Raw genomic sequence first — 15,598 nt, forward strand, 5'->3', positions numbered from 1 at the left:
GGCGGGGGGACATGGCACCTGAACAAATGGCCGAGGGAGCTGGGGCCGGGACGGAGCTGCCGCCCGCCCGTCCGCTCGACCCGATCGACCAGGACATCCTGCAGATGCTCCAGGCGGACGGACGCGCCTCGATACGGTCCGTCGCCGAGCGGGTCCACGTCTCGCGGGCCAACGCCTACGCGCGGATCAACCGCCTCATCGAGGACGGGGTCATCCGGGGCTTCGGAGCCCGCGTCAACCACGAGCGCGCGGGCCAGGGCACGTCGGCGTACATCACGCTCAAGATCGTGCAGAACTCCTGGCGCACGGTCCGCGAGCAGTTGCGGGCGCTGCCCGGGGCCGCCCACATCTCGCTGGTGGGCGGCGACTTCGACGTCCTGCTGCTGGTGCACACCCCGCACAACCGCGCCCTGCGCGAGCTGGTGCTCACCCGCCTCCAGGCCATCCCCGAGGTACTCAGCACGCGCACGCTGCTGGTCTTCGAGGAGGAGGACGTGGAACCCGAGGCGTGAGCGGGCCGGACGGGGTCCCGTGGCGTGGGCGGCTCGGGCGGAGGTCCCGTTGAACCCGAGTGAGGCATAGGGGGCCTGGCCAGGAGGCCCCGTGGCGTGGGCGGCCTGGACAGGGTCCCGTGGCGTGAGCCGCCCGGACGGGGCCCCGTTGAACCCAAGTTAGGCATAGGGGGCCCCGTTGAACCCAAGTTAGGCATAGGGGGCCCCGTGGGAATCCGGGGCCCGGACAGGGCCCCCGTCAGGAGTGTCAGCCCTCCTTGCGGAGCCCTTCGAAGACCAGGCGTACGACAGCGTCGGCCACCTCGCGCTCGGCGGAGCCCCGGCCGTCGGGCCGGTACCACTCCACGATCGAGTTGATCATGCCGAACACCAGCCGCGTCGCGAGCCGGAACTCGATGTCGTCCCGTACGTCGCCGTCGGCGGCCGCCGCCCTCAGCAGTTCGGCCACCCGGTGGTCGAAGTCCCGGCGCCGCTCCAGGGCCCAGCGCTCGGTGTCCGTGTTGCCCCGCACCCGCAGCAGCAGCGTCACGTACGGCAGCTCGGCGGTGAGCACCTCGACCATCCGCCGTACGACGTACTCCAGGCGCTCCACGGAACGCCCCACGCGCGCGTGCTCCTCGTCGAGGATGCCGAAGAGGCCGTCCAGCGCCCGGCGCACGGCCCTGCCCAGCAGCTCCTCCTTGCCCGCCACGTGGTGGTAGATCGAGGACTTGGAGATGCCGGCGGCCTTGGACAGGTGCTCCATGGAAGTGCCGTCGTAGCCGCGCTCGATGAAGACCTGCACGGCGACATGGAGCAGCGTCTCCGGGGTGTACGTGTCCCGCTTGGCGGTGGTCACGAGGTGCCCTCCCGCTTCTCGGAGGCGTGCCCGTGGCGGTACAGCGCCAGGGAGGGCGCGTAACGGCCCGAGGGCTCGCGCAGGTGCAGCTCCTCCAGGAGGTCGTGCGCCCAGGTCCGGCCGAGCCTGCGGCTCCACTCGAAGGGACCCAGGGGGTAGTTCACGCCGAGCCGCATCGCGGTGTCGATGTCCTCCTCGGTGGCCACCCCCTTGGCGACGGCGTCGTGCGCCAGGTCGATGATCCGGGCCACCGTCCGGGCGACGATCATGCCGGGGGCGTCCCCGATGACGCTGACGTCCTTGCCGAGCGCCTGGAAGAGACCGGTCGCCTCGGAGAGAGTCCGGGCGGCGGTGTCCTGGGAGGCCGACAGGGCGATCCGGGTGGCCCGGCGGTAGTCGAGCGCCAGGTCGAAGTAGACGACGTCACGGAACTCGACCGAGGTCTGTCCGTCGGCGAGGACCAGCTGACCGCCGGAGGGCAGCAGCAGCCGGGTGCCGTGGTCCTCCTCCTCCTCGCGGACCTGGATGCCCGCCTCGCGGATCAGCGCGACGAGTTCGGAGGCGGGGCCGAGGTCGCCCTCGACGGTGACGTGGGCGGGCGCGGGCGCCTTCTCCGCGGTGTGCGGCTCGGGGCGCTCGGCGCCGTCCGCGTAGTCGTACCAGCCGTGACCCGACTTGCGGCCGTGCCGGCCCGACTCCACGAGCCGCCGCTGCGCCAGCGAGGGCGTGAAGCGCACGTCCTGGAAGAACGCCTGCCACACGGAGTGCGTGACGGACTCGTTGACGTCCTGGCCGATCAGGTCGGTCAGCTCGAAGGCCCCCATCCGAAAGCCCCCGGACTCGCGCAGGACGGCGTCGATGGTGGCCGGGTCGGCGGCCTGGGACTCGTGGACCGCGAAGGCCTCGGCGTAGAAGGGCCGGGCGATGCGGTTGACGATGAAACCGGGGGTGTCCGCGCAGGCGACCGGGGTCTTGCCCCAGGCGCGGGCCGTCTCGTACGCGCGCGTGGCCGACGTGACGTCCGTGGCGAACCCGGAGACGACCTCCACCAGGGGCAGCAGCGGAGCGGGGTTGAAGAAGTGCAGCCCGACCAGGCGGCCCGGGTTGCGCAGCGCGCCGCCGATGGCCGTCACGGACAGGGAGGAGGTGTTCGTGGCGAGCAGGCAGTCCTCCCCGACGACGTCCTCCAGGTCGCGGAACAGCTGCTGCTTCACGTCGAGCTGTTCGAGCACCGCCTCCACGACGAGTACGCAGTCGGCGAGTTCGCCGAGGCTTGCCGCCGGGTGCAGCCGGGCGCGCGCGGCGTCCCGGTCGGCGGCACTGAGCCGCTCCTTGTCGACGAGCCGGTCCAGTCGCGCGCCGATCGCGGAGGCGGCCGCTTCGGCACGTCCGGGCACGGCGTCGTACAGCCGCACGGGCCGGCCTGCGACCAGCGCGACCTGGGCGATGCCCTGGCCCATGGTGCCGGTACCGACGACGGCCACGGGGCTGCTGAGGTCGAGTGCTGTCATGCTCGCGATCCTCCCGCACACGGTTTTCCACAGTTGCGGCGGTCCCCCTTGTCCCGACCGATCGTTCGGTTACTCTAACCGTGTCCGTCCATTCCTGCCCAGCTCGCGAGCTCGACGAGGAGCTCCTGAGACGAGGAGTTGGTCCTAGATGGCCGCCGAACTCACCGCGCACCAGCTGATCGCCCAGCACCGGCCCACCCTCGACCAGGCGCTGGAAGCGATCCGCACGCGCGCGTACTGGTCCCCGCACCCCGAGCACCCCAAGGCCTACGGGGAGCACGGGAGCCTGGGCATGGCGGAGGGCAAGGCCGCCTTCGACGCCCTGCTGGGCACCCGTCTCGACCTCGGCCAGCCCGGCACGGACGACTGGGTCGGCGGCGAGGTCTCGCCGTACGGGATCGAGCTGGGCGTCAGCTACCCGCACGCGGACGTCGACGTACTGCTGCCGGCCATGCGCGCGGGCATGCGGGCGTGGCGGGACGCGGGCGCGGAGACGCGCGCGGTGGTCTGCCTGGAGATCCTCAAGCGGATCAGCGACCGGACGCACGAGTTCGCGCACGCGGTCATGCACACCAGCGGCCAGGCGTTCATGATGGCGTTCCAGGCGGGCGGCCCGCACGCGCAGGACCGCGGCCTGGAGGCGGTGGCGTACGCGTACGTGGAGCAGGTCCGCACGCCGGACACCGCGGAGTGGACCAAGCCCCAGGGCAAGCGCGACCCGCTCGCGCTGACCAAGCAGTTCACACCGGTGCCGCGCGGCATCGCCCTGCTGATCGGCTGCAACACCTTCCCGACGTGGAACGGCTACCCCGGCCTCTTCGCCTCCCTGGCCACGGGCAACGCGGTCCTGGTCAAGCCGCACCCGCGCGCGGTGCTGCCGCTCGCGCTGACCGTGGCCGTGGCCCGCGAGGTGCTCACCGAGGCCGGCTTCGACCCGAACCTGGTCGCGCTGGCCGCCGAGCGCCCCGGAGAGGGCATCGCCAAGACCCTGGCGGTCCGCCCCGAGATCCGGATCATCGACTACACGGGCTCCACGGAGTTCGGCGACTGGCTGGAGACCAACGCCCGTCAGGCCCAGGTCTACACGGAGAAGGCCGGCGTCAACACGGTGCTCGTCGAGTCGACCGACGACTACAAGGGCATGCTGTCGAACCTCGCCTTCTCGCTGTCCCTCTACAGCGGCCAGATGTGCACGACGCCGCAGAACCTGCTGATCCCCCGTGACGGCATCCGCACCGAGGAGGGCCCCAAGTCGTACGACGAGGTGGTCACCGACCTCGCCAGGTCGGTCGACGGACTCCTCGGCGACGACGCCCGCGCGAACGCCCTGCTCGGCGCGATCGTCAACCCCGACGTGAAGGCCCGCCTGGAGGCCGCGTCCGGCCTCGGCGAAGTCGCCCTCCCCTCCCGGGAGGTCGCCAACCCCGAGTTCCCGGGCGCCGTGGTGCGCACCCCGGTGATCGTGAAGCTCGACGGCGCCCGGAAGTACTGGGACGGCGCCGAGGACGAGGCCGCCTACCTGAGCGAGTGCTTCGGCCCCGTCTCCTTCGCGGTCGCCGTCGACTCGGCGGCGGACGGCGTGGACCTGCTGCGGCGCAGCATCCGCGACAAGGGCGCGATGACGGTCGGCGCGTACACCACCTCCGACGAGGTCGAGCAGGCCGTCCAGGAGGTCTGCTTCGAGGAGTGCGCCCAGCTCTCGCTGAACCTGACCGGCGGGGTCTACGTGAACCAGACGGCGGCCTTCTCCGACTTCCACGGCTCCGGGGGCAACGCGGCGGCCAACTCCGCCCTGTGCGACGGCGCCTTCGTCGCGAACCGCTTCAGGATCGTGGAGGTCCGCCGGGAGGCGTAGGCCGCCCGGGCCCGCCGGGCCTCAAGCCGAGGCGCCCCCGGTGGTGCTCCAGTGGAACAGGGTCATCGCGACGCTGGTCGCGAGGTTGTAGCTGGAGACCTGGGGGCGCATCGGCAGGGACACCAGGTGGTCGGTGCGGGCGCGCAGTTCGGCGGACAGCCCGCTGCGCTCGGAGCCGAAGGCGAGGACGGCGTCGTCGGGGAGCTTCAGCCCGCGGATGTCCTCGCCCTCCGGATCGAGGGCGAAGACCGGCCCCGGCGGCAGCTCGGCGACCGTCAGCCGCTCCACGGCGGTCGCGAAGTGCAGCCCCGCCCCGCCGCGTACGACCGTGGGATGCCAGGGGTCGAGCGTGCCGGTGGTGACCACTCCGGTCGCCCCGAAGCCCGCCGCGAGCCGGATGACGGCGCCCGCGTTGCCCAGGTTCCTGGGATTGTCGAGCACGACGACCGGCGCCGTGCGGCCCGGACGCGCCAGGGCCTCCAGGTGGGCGGTCCGGGAGGGTCGTACGGCCAGCGCGGCCACCGCGGTGGGGTGCGGACGTGGCACCAGAGCCCGCAGCGTCGTCTCCGGGACCTCGCTGAGCAGCCCGTCGAGCACCTCCCGTACGTCGGGGGCCAGCTCGTCCGCCAGGGCGAGTGTGGCGGACCGGTCGGCGCTGACGGCCACCGGGACCGAGGCGCCGAAGCGCACGGCGTGCTTGAGGGCGTGGAAGCCGTCGAGCAGCACCGCATCGTCGGCGAGCCGGTGCCAGGCCCGCACGGCGTCGTTCGCGCCGCCGGTGCCGCCGTCGCCGTTCGTGCCTCGCCTGTCGCCGGGGTCGTTCATGCCGTGAAGCCTACGTGCGTCCCCTCCACGGGATCCGGCTGCTCACCACGCGGGCCAGGGACCGTGCGGCCCCTGTACCTGCCGCGGAACAGCCCCCCACGCGCGCGTGCCACCCGTCCGCCCACGCGCCGCAGGAAGGACGTCGGCAGGAACACCGCGTCGGCGGCGATCATCGCCAGCGAGAAGAACGGCAGGCCCAGGACCACGGCGATCACGGCGTGCTCGGTCATCATCACCGCGAGCAGCACGTTCTTCACCCGCCGGTTGAACAGCGTGAACGGGAAGGCGACCTGCACCACGACCGTCCCGTACGTCACCAGCAGCACCGCGGTCCCGTGTGCGGACAGCAGGTCGGAGAGCGCGGGCCAGGGCGAGAAGTAGTCCAGGTGGAGCGGGTAGTAGACGGCGGTGCCGTCCTGCCAGCGCGAACCCTGGATCTTGTACCAGCCGGCCGTCGCGTAGATCAGGCACGCCTCGGCCATGATCACCAGCAGGGCCGCGTTGTGCGCGAGGTTCGCGACGACGTCGAGCAGGATCCGCGGCTGGGCGGTGCGCGCGCGACGCCCGACGGCCCACCACAGCCCCTGCCCGGCCCACAGCCCCCAGTAGACGGCCGGCCAGCCCCCGAGCAGACCGCCGTCGATCTTCCCCGTCAGCGTCGCCGCGAGCAGGGCGAAACCCAGTACGGCCCACAGGGCGGCTCCGACGGGATCGGACCCGTCCGCCGTCCCCCTCGCCGCCGGGGCTTCCGGGGTTTCCCGCGTCCCCTGGAGCACGTCGTGGCCGGGGAACGCTCCACGCGCGCGTGCCGCTTGCCGGAGCCGGGCCCGCCGTTCGTCCAGCGACCACACCTGCCCGCAGCGCGTGAAGACGAGGTAGATCGCCATCAGGTGGATGACGTTGTCACCGCCGTCCCCCATGAAGACGCTGCGGTTCTGCAGGGAGAGCACGCCGACCATGAACAGCACGGACATGGTCCGGGTCCGCCAGCCGAGCATCAGCAGAAGGCTCGACAGCACGGCCAGGGCGTAGACCGTCTCGAACCACAGCTGGCTGTCCGACCACAGCAGGACCGTGAAGGAGTGGTTGCTCGCCACGAGTTGCTGCGCCAGGTCCCAGCTCCAGGGCCCGTCGGGCCCGTACAGCTCCTGGCGGTGCGGGAACTCGCGCAGCAGGAACAGCAGCCAGGTGGCCGAGAAGCCGATACGGATCACCGCCGACTGGTACGGCCCGAGGGCGGTCTCGGTGACGCGGGCGATCCCGCGCGCGAGACAGAGGGAGAACCGGTTCATCAGGCGCTCGCCCCCGCCCCGCCCGTCGGCACCCGCCACCAGGGCAGCACGCGGAGCACCGGCTTGTCGGACACCGGCTCCGTGCTCCAGTCGGGAGGCGGCACGTTGGTCGTGCGGGAGCGGACCTGCACGCGCTCCACGACGCCCCCGTCGGCGTCCACCCGCTCCCGGTCGAGGCGCAGCACGACGATGCGGCGCAGGTAGCGCTCGGCGAGGTCGCCGCGCAGGCCCGCCGGACGGTTCTCGCTGTCGTGCGAGGCGACGAAGAAGTCCCAGGCCCGGCGCAGTTCGTTCTGCTGGGTGTGGCTCGGCAGCGGATTGCCGTCGATGGCCTCGCCGTCGCGCGCCGACAGGTCGTACCAGCCGGTCGTACGACGCCCGCCGTCCGCGGTCCTGACCTCGGCCCGGACCTGGACCGCGATGTTCTGCTGGAGTGGATTGGGCGCGAACAGCTTCCAGTTCTGCTCGAACTCGGGGTAGATCCACTCCTCGACGGTCCGGCCGTGCTGCTTGGTCGCCGTGTTCGAGGGTGCGACATGCAGGAACACCATGCCGAGGTGCACGCAGGCGGCCACCATGACGAAGGCGAGGGCCCCGGCGGCCGCGATCCGGTAGGGCAGCGACAGCGCGGCGAGCCCGACCCGGTCCGGCGCCACCGCCGCGCGGCCGGCGGGGTCCGGCCACACCTGCGCAGCCGTTTCGACCGGCTCGGTGCGCACGGCTTCCGGGCCGGGACGGACCCGTTCCGGCTCACCGGAAGGGCTCGCGTCGGCCTCGGCGCCGGGGCGGGTCAGGACCGGGTCGTCCGGTACGGGGCTGTCGGAGGCGCCGTGGTGGTCGGGCTCGTCGGACGAAAGCGGCACGGAACCACCGGGCGGGGGCGGCACAGGTCCCCCGGGCGTAGGCGGTGGGGAACCACCGGGCGGGGGCGGCACGGAGCTACCGGGCGGGGGCGGCACGGGTCTGCCGGGGTGGTCGGGCCCGTGGCGGGCGTCCGAGCCCTCGTCGTACGCGTCCATTCCGCCCCGTTTCCCGATCCCGGTCCGCTTCCCCGCCGTCCGGCCGTACGGCGCGGTATCACTCGCGCACCACGCGCCCCGACGTTCGCACCGGAACGGAACGGTACTCAGACCCGCGGTCCAGCACAGCCCCACGGGCCACAGCGGTCGAACCGGGCCCCGTGAGGTTATCCACAGCGGTTGACACCTTACGACGCTCGCCCGACCATGGTTTCGAGCGAACCGAACGATCGGTCGGTAGCCAGGAGCGAGAGGTCGAGGGGGACCGCATGGCAACAGCAGCCGCGCAGCGTACGACCCGCACGGAGGCGGACCCGGCGACGGACGGCGCCGCGCAGGAGGCGTACGAGCGCGCCTTCGACGCCGCCGTGGCGGCCGACGAGCGCATCGAGCCCCGCGACTGGATGCCCGACGCGTACCGCTCGACGCTGGTGCGCCAGATGGCGCAGCACGCGCACTCCGAGATCATCGGCATGCAGCCCGAGGCCAACTGGATCACGCGCGCGCCCTCCCTGCGCCGCAAGGCGATCCTGATGGCCAAGGTGCAGGACGAGGCGGGGCACGGCCTGTACCTGTACAGCGCCGCGGAGACCCTGGGCACCAGCCGCGACGAGCTGCTGGACAAGCTGCACAGCGGCCGCCAGAAGTACTCGTCGATCTTCAACTACCCGACGCTGACCTGGGCGGACGTCGGCGCGATCGGCTGGCTGGTGGACGGCGCCGCGATCACGAACCAGGTCCCGCTGTGCCGCTGCTCCTACGGCCCGTACGCACGCGCGATGGTCCGCGTCTGCAAGGAGGAGTCCTTCCACCAGCGGCAGGGCTACGAGCTGCTGCTGGCCCTCAGCCGCGGCACCCCGGAACAGCACGAGATGGCCCAGGACGCGGTGAACCGCTGGTGGTGGCCGTCCCTGATGATGTTCGGCCCGCCGGACGACGAGTCCGCGCACTCCGCGCAGTCGATGACGTGGAAGATCAAGCGCCACTCGAACGACGAGCTGCGCCAGCGCTTCGTGGACATCTGCGTGCCGCAGGCGGAGTCCCTCGGCCTGACCCTCCCCGACCCGGACCTCCGGTGGAACGAGGAGCGGGGCCACCACGACTTCGGCGCGATCGACTGGGCCGAGTTCCGCGAGGTCCTCAAGGGCAACGGCCCGTGCAACGACCAGCGGCTCACCCAGCGCAGGCAGGCCCACGAGGAAGGCGCCTGGGTCCGCGACGCGGCCGCCGCGTACGCGGGCAAGCAGGCGGCCAGGACGGACACGGCCGGCACCGGCCGGCCCGAGGACGCACACGGAAAGGCGCGAGCATGACCACCGACTGGCCCCTCTGGGAGGTCTTCGTGCGCTCGCGCCGCGGCCTCTCCCACACCCACGCCGGCAGCCTGCACGCCCCGGACGCCGAGCTGGCCCTGCGCAACGCGCGCGATCTGTACACCCGCCGCGGCGAGGGCGTCTCCATCTGGGTCGTCCCGTCCACCGCCGTCACCGCCTCCTCGCCCGACGAGAAGGACCCCTTCTTCGAGCCGTCCGCCGACAAGCCCTACCGGCACCCGACGTTCTACGAGATCCCGGAAGGGGTGAAGCACCTGTGACGCCCACGCTGCCCGCGGCCGGCACCACGGCCGCCGCCGCCCTCTGCCTCGGGGACGACGCCCTGGTGCTCTCGCACCGCCTGGGGGAGTGGGCCGGCCACGCCCCCGTCCTCGAAGAGGAAGTGGCCCTGGGGAACATCGCGCTGGACCTGCTCGGCCAGGCCAGGGTGCTGCTGTCGATGGTCGGCGACGAGGACGAGCTGGCGTACCTCCGCGAGGAGCGCGCCTTCCGCAACCTCCAGCTGGTCGAGCAGCCGAACGGCGACTTCGCCCACACGATCGCCCGCCAGCTGTACTTCTCCACCTACCAGCACCTCCTCTACGGGCGCCTGGCGGCCGGTGACGGCGCGCTGGCGCCGCTCGCCGCGAAGGCCGTCAAGGAGGTCGACTACCACCGGGACCACGCCGAGCAGTGGACACTGCGGCTGGGCGACGGCACCGAGCTGAGCCACGAGCGGATGCGTCAGGCCAGCGACACGCTGTGGCGGTTCACCGGCGAGATGTTCCAGCCGGTCGAGGGCCTGGACCTCGACTGGGAGGCGCTGCGGACCGACTGGCTGACCTCCGTCACCGACGTCCTGCGCCGCGCGACCCTCGACGTGCCGCAGGGACCGCAGTCCGGCGCGTGGACGGCGGGCGCCGGGCGGCAGGGCCTGCACACGGAATCGTTCGGCCGGATGATCGCCGAGATGCAGCACCTGCACCGGAGCCACCCGGGAGCGTCGTGGTGACCCCCGCCCCCACGGCCGAGGGCCGCACGACCGCGCTCGAGGAGGAACTGCGCAGGCTCGCCGGTTCCGTCCTCGACCCGGAGCTGCCCGTCCTCACCCTGGAGGAGCTGGGCGTACTCCGCGCGGTGCACGTCCGCGAGGGCGGCTCGGTCGAGGTCGAGCTCACCCCTACGTACACCGCCTGCCCCGCCATCGAGGCGATGACCGTCGACATCGAGCGCGTGCTGCACGAGCACGGGGTCGCCGAGGTGTCCGTGCACAAGGTGCTCAGCCCGGCCTGGTCGACGGACGACATCTCGGACGAAGGCCGCCGCAAGCTGCGCGAGTTCGGCATAGCGCCGCCGCGCGGCGGCCGCCCGGCGGGCCCGGTGACGGTCGGCCTCGGCCCGACCCGCACGCTCACCGCGCAGGAAGCGACGCCTGCGCCGACGACCCCGGGCGCGACAGTTGCCGGCGCCGAGGCCCCCGCTGACGAGCTCACGGCGGCCCGGACGCCGGCGGCGGAACCCGTGCGCTGCCCGCTCTGCGGCTCCGGCGACACCGAACTGCTCAGCCGCTTCTCGTCCACCGCCTGCAAGGCACTGCGGCGCTGCCTGACGTGCCGTGAACCGTTCGACCACTTCAAGGAGTTGTGATGGCCCGGTTCCACCCGCTCCCGGTGGCCGCGGTCGACCGGCTCACCGACGACTCCGTCGCCCTGACCTTCGCCGTGCCGCCCGCCCTGCGCGAGGAGTTCCGGCACGCCCCCGGCCAGCACCTCGCCCTGCGCCGCGTCGTCGACGGCACGGAGATCCGGCGGACGTACTCGATCTGCTCCCCCGCGCCCGACCCGGCCGACCCCGAAGGCCCGCGCACCCTGCGCGTCGGCGTGCGGCTCGTCGACGGCGGCGCCTTCTCGACGTACGCGCTCAAGGAGATCCTGGCCGGCGACGAGGTGGACGTCATGACACCGGCCGGACGCTTCACCCTGGACCCGGCGCCCGGGCTGTACGCGGCAGTGGTCGGCGGAAGCGGCATCACGCCGGTGCTGTCGATCGTGACGACCTTGCTGGCGCGCGAACCGGAGGCCAGGTTCTGCCTGATCCGCAGCGACCGGACGGCCGCCTCCACGATGTTCCTGGAGGAGGTCGCCGACCTCAAGGACCGCTACCCGGAGCGGTTCCAGCTGGTGACGGCGCTCTCCCGGGAGGAGCAGCAGGCCGGACTCCCGACGGGCCGGCTCGACGAGGAGCGCCTGACCGCGCTGCTGCCGGCGCTGCTGCCCGTGGACCAAGTAGCGGGCTGGTTCCTGTGCGGGCCGCTCGGTCTCGTCGAGGGCGCGGAGCGGGCGCTGCGCGGCCTCGGGGTGCCTCGCACACGGCTGCACGAGGAGATCTTCCACGTGGACACCGTCGCCGCGCCCGCGGTCACCACACCGGCTCCCGCCCACAGCATGGTCACCGCCCGGCTCGACGGCCGGGGCGGGACCTGGCCCGTCCAGGACGGCGAGTCCCTCCTGGAGACAGTGCTGCGCAACCGCCCCGACGCCCCCTACGCCTGCAAGGGCGGGGTCTGCGGCACCTGCCGCGCCTTCCTGGTCTCGGGTGAGGTGCGCATGGACCGCAACTTCGCGCTGGAGCCGGAGGAGACGGACGCGGGTTACGTACTGGCCTGCCAGTCCCATCCGGCCACGGAGAAGGTGGAGCTGGACTTCGACCGCTGACCCCAGTCTCAGGTGACCCGGCACCCCTGCCGGGTCACCGGACGGCCTGCGCTCCCGGTGACGTGACCGATTCCCGGTGACGACAGCGGCGACGGTGCTCGTCGCCGCGCTGTGCGGGACGGACCCCAGCCCGCCCTCGGACCCCTCCCTCTCCACCCCTGCCCTCGTCACCCGTTCCCTTCTTGTAGAACCTGTTCTATCTTGACGAACCGTCAGATCCGTCGGAGCAACCCGACCGACGATCCGCCGGTTCCACCGGTTCGGGCGGCACGACGGGTGGCAGGACGGGTGGCCGGGTGCGTGGGAGGGGCGGGACCGTGGACTTCACCTTCACCGAGGAGCAGCAGGCGGCGGCCGAAGCGGCGAGGGCGGTGTTCGCCGGGGTGGCACCGGACGCCGTACCCAGCCCCTCCATGACCGCGAGAGCCGTCGCCGAGGACTTCGACCGGCCGCTGTGGGCGAAGCTCGCCGACGCCGACCTGCTGAGCCTGCTGCTGGACGCGGAGTCCGGCGGCACGGGCCTGGACGCCGTCGCGCTGTGCCTGGTGCTGCGCGAGTCCGCGAAGGTACTGGCCCGGGTACCGCTGCTGGAGAGCACCGCGGCCGCGGTGACCGTACAGGCGCACGGCAGCCCCGAGGCGAAGGCGGACCTGCCGGCACGGGCCGGCCGTGGGGAACTCGTGCTGACCGTCGCCGCGAACGGCCGCACCGGCCACGACCCGGCCGAACTCGCCGTGACCGCCCGCGAGGACGGCGACTCCTGGATCCTGGACGGCCTGCAGACCGCCGTGCCCTGGGCGCACGACGCCGACGTCATCGTCGTACCCGCACACACCGCCGCCGGCCGGACCGTCCTCGCCCTCCTCCCCCGCGTCCACGAGGGAGCCGTACTCGCCGAGCAACTCTCCACCACCGGCGAGCGGTTGGGCGAGCTGCGCCTGGACTCGGCGCGGATCGCCGCACGGGACGTCATCGAGGCGGACGGCGCCTGGGAGGAACTGCGCGAGCTGCTGACCGTCGGGACGTGTGCGCTGGCGCTGGGGCTGGGGGAGCGCGTGCTCGGCATGACGAGCGCGTACACGAGCAAGCGTGAGCAGTTCGGCTTCCCCGTCGCCACGTTCCAGGCCGTGGCCGTACAGGCCGCCGACCGCTACATCGACCTGCGCGCCATGGAGGTCACGCTGTGGCAGGCCGCGTGGCGGATCTCCACGGGTGCGAGCGGTGCGTTGCCCGCCGCGGCCGACGTGGCCGTCGCCAAGACCTGGGCGTCCGAGGGCGTACGACGTGTCGTGCAGACCGCGCAGCATCTGCACGGCGGCTTCGGTGCGGACGTGGAGTACCCGTTGCACCGCTACCACGCCTGGGCCAAGCAGCTCGAACTCTCCCTCGGCCCGGCGGCAGCCCACGAGGAGGCCCTGGGCGACCTCCTGGCAGCCCACCCCTTGAGCTGAACGGCGGCTCACCGGATGACGGCTCACGGCCACCGACGGCGGGGACCCCAACCCCTGGCCCCCGCCCTCGCCCCGCCGGTCATCCGCCTCCGCGGTTACCTGCTCAGAGCACGAACCCCTGCTCGCCCTTGTCGTTCACGACGGGGCGGCCCGCGGCGGCCCAGACCTGCATGCCGCCGTCGACGTTCACCGCGTCGACGCCCTGCTGTACGAGGTACATGGCCACCTGCGCCGAACGTCCCCCGGAGCGGCAGATCACATTGACCCTGCCGTCCTGCGGCGCCGCCTCGGTCAGCTCGCCGTAGCGGGCCACGAACTCACTGATCGGGATGTGCAGCGCCCCTTCGGCATGACCCGCCTGCCACTCGTCGTCCTCGCGGACGTCCAGCAGGAAGTCTCCGTCCGTCAGGTCCTTGACCTCGACGGTGGGCACACCAGCTCCAAAATGCATGCCTCGACGCTACCTGACCGCACCAGTACTCCGTCGCCCCAGCCATCCGGCGCCCACCGACAGCCCCAGCTGCCCGAGGTCCACCGGCAGCCTCAGGCGCCCGAGGTCCACCACAGCCACTGCCACCCGTCGGCGGACCGACAGCGCACGCCCCTCGCCGACCGATCAGCTCCGCTGCTGACCGATCAGCTCCGCCAGCTGGGCCTCGCGCTGCCCGACCTGGGCCAGGAGCTGCTCGGCGATCTCCTCCAGCAGCCGGTCGGGGTCGTCCGGAGCCAGCTTGAGCATCGCGCCGATCGCGCTCTCCTCCAGGTCACTGGCTACGAGCGTGAGCAGTTCCTTGCGCTGCGAGAGCCATTCGAGGCGGGCGTAGAGCTCCTCGCTGCGGCTCGGCTTCCACTCCTCCGGCACGGGACCGGCGGCCCACTCGGCGGACAGCTCCCGCAGCAGGACCTCGTCGCCGCGCGCGTAGGCCGCGTTGACCCGGGTGATGAACTCGTCGCGCCGCGAGCGCTCGCCGTCGTCCTGCGCCAGGTCCGGGTGGGCCTTGCGGACGAGTTCGCGGTAGAGCCTGCGGGCCTCGTCGCTGGGCCGCACGCGCTGCGGGGGCCGCACCGGCTGGTCCGTGAGCATCGCCGCGGCCTCCGGGAACAGGCCCTCCGAGTCCATCCAGCCGTGGAACAGCTCCTCGACGCCCGGCATGGGCATGACCCGGGCCCGCGCCTCGTCCGCCTTGCGCACGTCCTCCGGGTCACCGGTGCGGGCGGCCTGCGCCTCGGCGATCTGGGCCTCCAGCTCGTCGAGCCGCGCGTACATCGGCCCGAGCTTCTGGTGGTGCAGCCGCGAGAAGTTCTCGACCTCGACGCGGAAGGTCTCCACGGCGATCTCGTACTCGATCAGCGCCTGCTCGGCCGCGCGCACGGCCCGCTCCAGCCGCGCCTCGGGCCGCGCGTCCTCATCGGCCACGACACCGGCACCCGCTCCGACGGCGCCTGCCTCAGCCGCCGCGCCCGCGCCCGCACCGGCACCGGCACCGGCACCGGCACCGGCACCGGCACCGGCACCATCATCGGCACCGACCTGATCGCCCTCAACGCCCGCGCCACTCCGCGCATCCGCAGCGACCTGACCGCCCTCGACGCTCGCGGCGCTCTGCGCATCCGAACCGACCCGCTCGCCCCCGGCGGCCGGAACGCTCTGTCCGCCGGGGGACTGAGCCCCCGTGCCCTCGTCGGGCTGCGGGCTCGCGGTGCTGCGGGAGCTGGCGTCCTCCGTCGTGCGGGCGGCGTCCGCCTCGCTGCGGCTGGGCTGGCTGTGCTCGGCTTCCGGGGTCGTCACCCGTCCAGCCTAGGCCACGGGCCCCCGGGGTTTCCCGGGCCGACCCGCGACGCCGCCCGACCCTCCCGTCACACGCCCGCCTCCGCGGCCACGCGGCCCTGCGCGACCGCCGCCACCAGCTCCGCGTGGTCCGCCTCCGTACGGTCCGCGTAGGCCACGGCGAAGGCGGCCATCGCCTCGTCCAGCTCCTCGTTCTTGCCGCAGTAGCCGGCGATCAGGCGCGGGTCGGCGCTGTGCGTGTGGGCGCGGGCGAGCAGGGCGCCCGTCATCCGGCCGTAGTCGTCCACCTGGCCGGGGGCGAGGGCGGCGGGGTCGACGCTGCCCTTGCGGTTGCGGAACTGCCGCACCTGGAAGGGGCGCCCGTCGACCGTCGTCCAGCCGAGCAGCCAAAGAGCTACGCAACATAGGTGGGTCTGAGCTAGGATCATGTCCATGCGGACAGACACGTTGGCGACAGCGACCGAAGTTGCTGCCGGAAG

Annotated in this window: 16 protein-coding genes; 8 read left to right on the top strand and 8 right to left on the bottom strand. The window is 72.8% G+C overall.

Annotation, left to right across the window (positions count from 1 at the left end; translation table 11 throughout):
* The first annotated feature begins 11 nt into the window (after window positions 1–11).
* Window positions 12–512 (top strand): Lrp/AsnC family transcriptional regulator, encoded by a 501-nt coding sequence (locus tag ACZ4VA_RS27015; RefSeq protein ID WP_355783041.1) that lies wholly within the window; start codon window positions 12–14, stop codon window positions 510–512.
* Between the two features lie 247 nt (window positions 513–759).
* On the opposite strand, the gene ACZ4VA_RS27020 is transcribed toward ACZ4VA_RS27015, so the two are convergent.
* On the bottom strand, window positions 760–1,350 hold the full coding sequence (locus tag ACZ4VA_RS27020; protein ID WP_468082753.1) for a TetR/AcrR family transcriptional regulator: 591 nt from the start codon (window positions 1,348–1,350) through the stop codon (window positions 760–762).
* Complete coding sequence (locus ACZ4VA_RS27025) at window positions 1,347–2,861, bottom strand: 3-hydroxyacyl-CoA dehydrogenase (RefSeq protein WP_356238081.1); 1,515 nt, start codon at window positions 2,859–2,861, stop codon at window positions 1,347–1,349. The genes ACZ4VA_RS27020 and ACZ4VA_RS27025 overlap by 4 nt, the downstream gene beginning before the upstream one ends.
* Window positions 2,862–3,009: 148 nt before the next feature.
* Between ACZ4VA_RS27025 and paaN the strand changes: the two genes are divergently transcribed.
* Window positions 3,010–4,716: a phenylacetic acid degradation protein PaaN gene (gene paaN / locus ACZ4VA_RS27030; protein ID WP_355783033.1), complete on the top strand. Its 1,707-nt coding sequence runs from the start codon at window positions 3,010–3,012 to the stop codon at window positions 4,714–4,716.
* A 21-nt stretch (window positions 4,717–4,737) separates the two neighbouring features.
* On the opposite strand, the gene ACZ4VA_RS27035 is transcribed toward paaN, so the two are convergent.
* From ACZ4VA_RS27035 to ACZ4VA_RS27045, 3 genes are read right to left on the bottom strand one after another with little or no spacing between them, the layout of a single operon-like run.
* A complete protein-coding gene (locus tag ACZ4VA_RS27035) occupies window positions 4,738–5,541 on the bottom strand; it encodes a TrmH family RNA methyltransferase (protein WP_389390139.1) in 804 nt (267 codons plus the stop codon).
* Window positions 5,538–6,833: an HTTM domain-containing protein gene (locus ACZ4VA_RS27040; protein ID WP_468082756.1), complete on the bottom strand. Its 1,296-nt coding sequence runs from the start codon at window positions 6,831–6,833 to the stop codon at window positions 5,538–5,540. Before ACZ4VA_RS27040 ends, ACZ4VA_RS27035 begins: the two co-directional genes overlap by 4 nt.
* On the bottom strand, window positions 6,833–7,852 hold the full coding sequence (locus ACZ4VA_RS27045; protein ID WP_468082758.1) for a DUF5819 family protein: 1,020 nt from the start codon (window positions 7,850–7,852) through the stop codon (window positions 6,833–6,835). The genes ACZ4VA_RS27040 and ACZ4VA_RS27045 overlap by 1 nt, the downstream gene beginning before the upstream one ends.
* A gap of 269 nt (window positions 7,853–8,121) precedes the next feature.
* On the opposite strand from ACZ4VA_RS27045, the gene paaA reads away from it, so the two are divergent.
* From paaA to ACZ4VA_RS27075, 6 genes are all read left to right on the top strand, one after another.
* The gene (gene paaA, locus ACZ4VA_RS27050) at window positions 8,122–9,165 is read left to right on the top strand and encodes a 1,2-phenylacetyl-CoA epoxidase subunit PaaA (protein WP_468082760.1); all 1,044 of its coding nucleotides are present in this window, start codon (window positions 8,122–8,124) and stop codon (window positions 9,163–9,165) included.
* Entirely contained in the window at window positions 9,162–9,446 is a 285-nt protein-coding gene (paaB, locus tag ACZ4VA_RS27055; RefSeq protein WP_355793485.1) for a 1,2-phenylacetyl-CoA epoxidase subunit PaaB, read from the top strand. The genes paaA and paaB overlap by 4 nt, the downstream gene beginning before the upstream one ends.
* Window positions 9,443–10,177 carry a 1,2-phenylacetyl-CoA epoxidase subunit PaaC gene (gene paaC, locus ACZ4VA_RS27060; RefSeq protein WP_356163707.1) on the top strand — a complete coding sequence of 245 codons (735 nt, stop codon included), beginning with the start codon at window positions 9,443–9,445 and terminating at the stop codon, window positions 10,175–10,177. Before paaB ends, paaC begins: the two co-directional genes overlap by 4 nt.
* The gene (locus ACZ4VA_RS27065) at window positions 10,174–10,812 is read left to right on the top strand and encodes a PaaD-like zinc ribbon domain-containing protein (RefSeq protein ID WP_356238084.1); all 639 of its coding nucleotides are present in this window, start codon (window positions 10,174–10,176) and stop codon (window positions 10,810–10,812) included. Before paaC ends, ACZ4VA_RS27065 begins: the two co-directional genes overlap by 4 nt.
* Window positions 10,812–11,879, top strand: a complete 1,068-nt coding sequence (locus tag ACZ4VA_RS27070; RefSeq protein ID WP_355785226.1) for a 2Fe-2S iron-sulfur cluster-binding protein — start codon at window positions 10,812–10,814, stop codon at window positions 11,877–11,879. Before ACZ4VA_RS27065 ends, ACZ4VA_RS27070 begins: the two co-directional genes overlap by 1 nt.
* 317 nt (window positions 11,880–12,196) lie before the next feature.
* Complete coding sequence (locus tag ACZ4VA_RS27075; protein ID WP_468082763.1) at window positions 12,197–13,330, top strand: acyl-CoA dehydrogenase family protein; 1,134 nt, start codon at window positions 12,197–12,199, stop codon at window positions 13,328–13,330.
* Window positions 13,331–13,433: 103 nt separating this feature from the next.
* Here ACZ4VA_RS27075 and ACZ4VA_RS27080 read toward each other — a convergent pair whose 3' ends face one another.
* The 3 genes from ACZ4VA_RS27080 to ACZ4VA_RS27090 all read right to left on the bottom strand — a co-directional run.
* Window positions 13,434–13,763, bottom strand: coding sequence for a rhodanese-like domain-containing protein (locus tag ACZ4VA_RS27080; protein WP_355785220.1), 330 nt, complete (start codon window positions 13,761–13,763; stop codon window positions 13,434–13,436).
* A gap of 183 nt (window positions 13,764–13,946) precedes the next feature.
* The gene (locus tag ACZ4VA_RS27085; RefSeq protein WP_355785229.1) at window positions 13,947–14,747 is read right to left on the bottom strand and encodes a hypothetical protein; all 801 of its coding nucleotides are present in this window, start codon (window positions 14,745–14,747) and stop codon (window positions 13,947–13,949) included.
* A gap of 440 nt (window positions 14,748–15,187) precedes the next feature.
* The coding region (locus tag ACZ4VA_RS27090) for a DUF2252 family protein (RefSeq protein WP_468082765.1) at window positions 15,188–15,598 on the bottom strand (411 nt) is incomplete at its 5' end.

Source organism: Streptomyces sp. NPDC028308 (assembly GCF_055565855.1).

Excerpts from the sequence above, each read along its gene's own strand:
- ACZ4VA_RS27015 (WP_355783041.1), top strand. The coding sequence starts at position 12 with ATGGCACCTGAACAAATGGCCGAGGGAGCTGGGGCCGGGACGGAGCTG.
- ACZ4VA_RS27025 (WP_356238081.1), bottom strand. The coding sequence starts at position 2,861 with ATGACAGCACTCGACCTCAGCAGCCCCGTGGCCGTCGTCGGTACCGGC.
- paaN (WP_355783033.1), top strand. The coding sequence starts at position 3,010 with ATGGCCGCCGAACTCACCGCGCACCAGCTGATCGCCCAGCACCGGCCC.
- ACZ4VA_RS27035 (WP_389390139.1), bottom strand. The coding sequence starts at position 5,541 with ATGAACGACCCCGGCGACAGGCGAGGCACGAACGGCGACGGCGGCACC.
- ACZ4VA_RS27040 (WP_468082756.1), bottom strand. The coding sequence starts at position 6,833 with ATGAACCGGTTCTCCCTCTGTCTCGCGCGCGGGATCGCCCGCGTCACC.
- ACZ4VA_RS27045 (WP_468082758.1), bottom strand. The coding sequence starts at position 7,852 with ATGGACGCGTACGACGAGGGCTCGGACGCCCGCCACGGGCCCGACCAC.
- paaA (WP_468082760.1), top strand. The coding sequence starts at position 8,122 with ATGGCAACAGCAGCCGCGCAGCGTACGACCCGCACGGAGGCGGACCCG.
- paaB (WP_355793485.1), top strand. The coding sequence starts at position 9,162 with ATGACCACCGACTGGCCCCTCTGGGAGGTCTTCGTGCGCTCGCGCCGC.
- ACZ4VA_RS27070 (WP_355785226.1), top strand. The coding sequence starts at position 10,812 with ATGGCCCGGTTCCACCCGCTCCCGGTGGCCGCGGTCGACCGGCTCACC.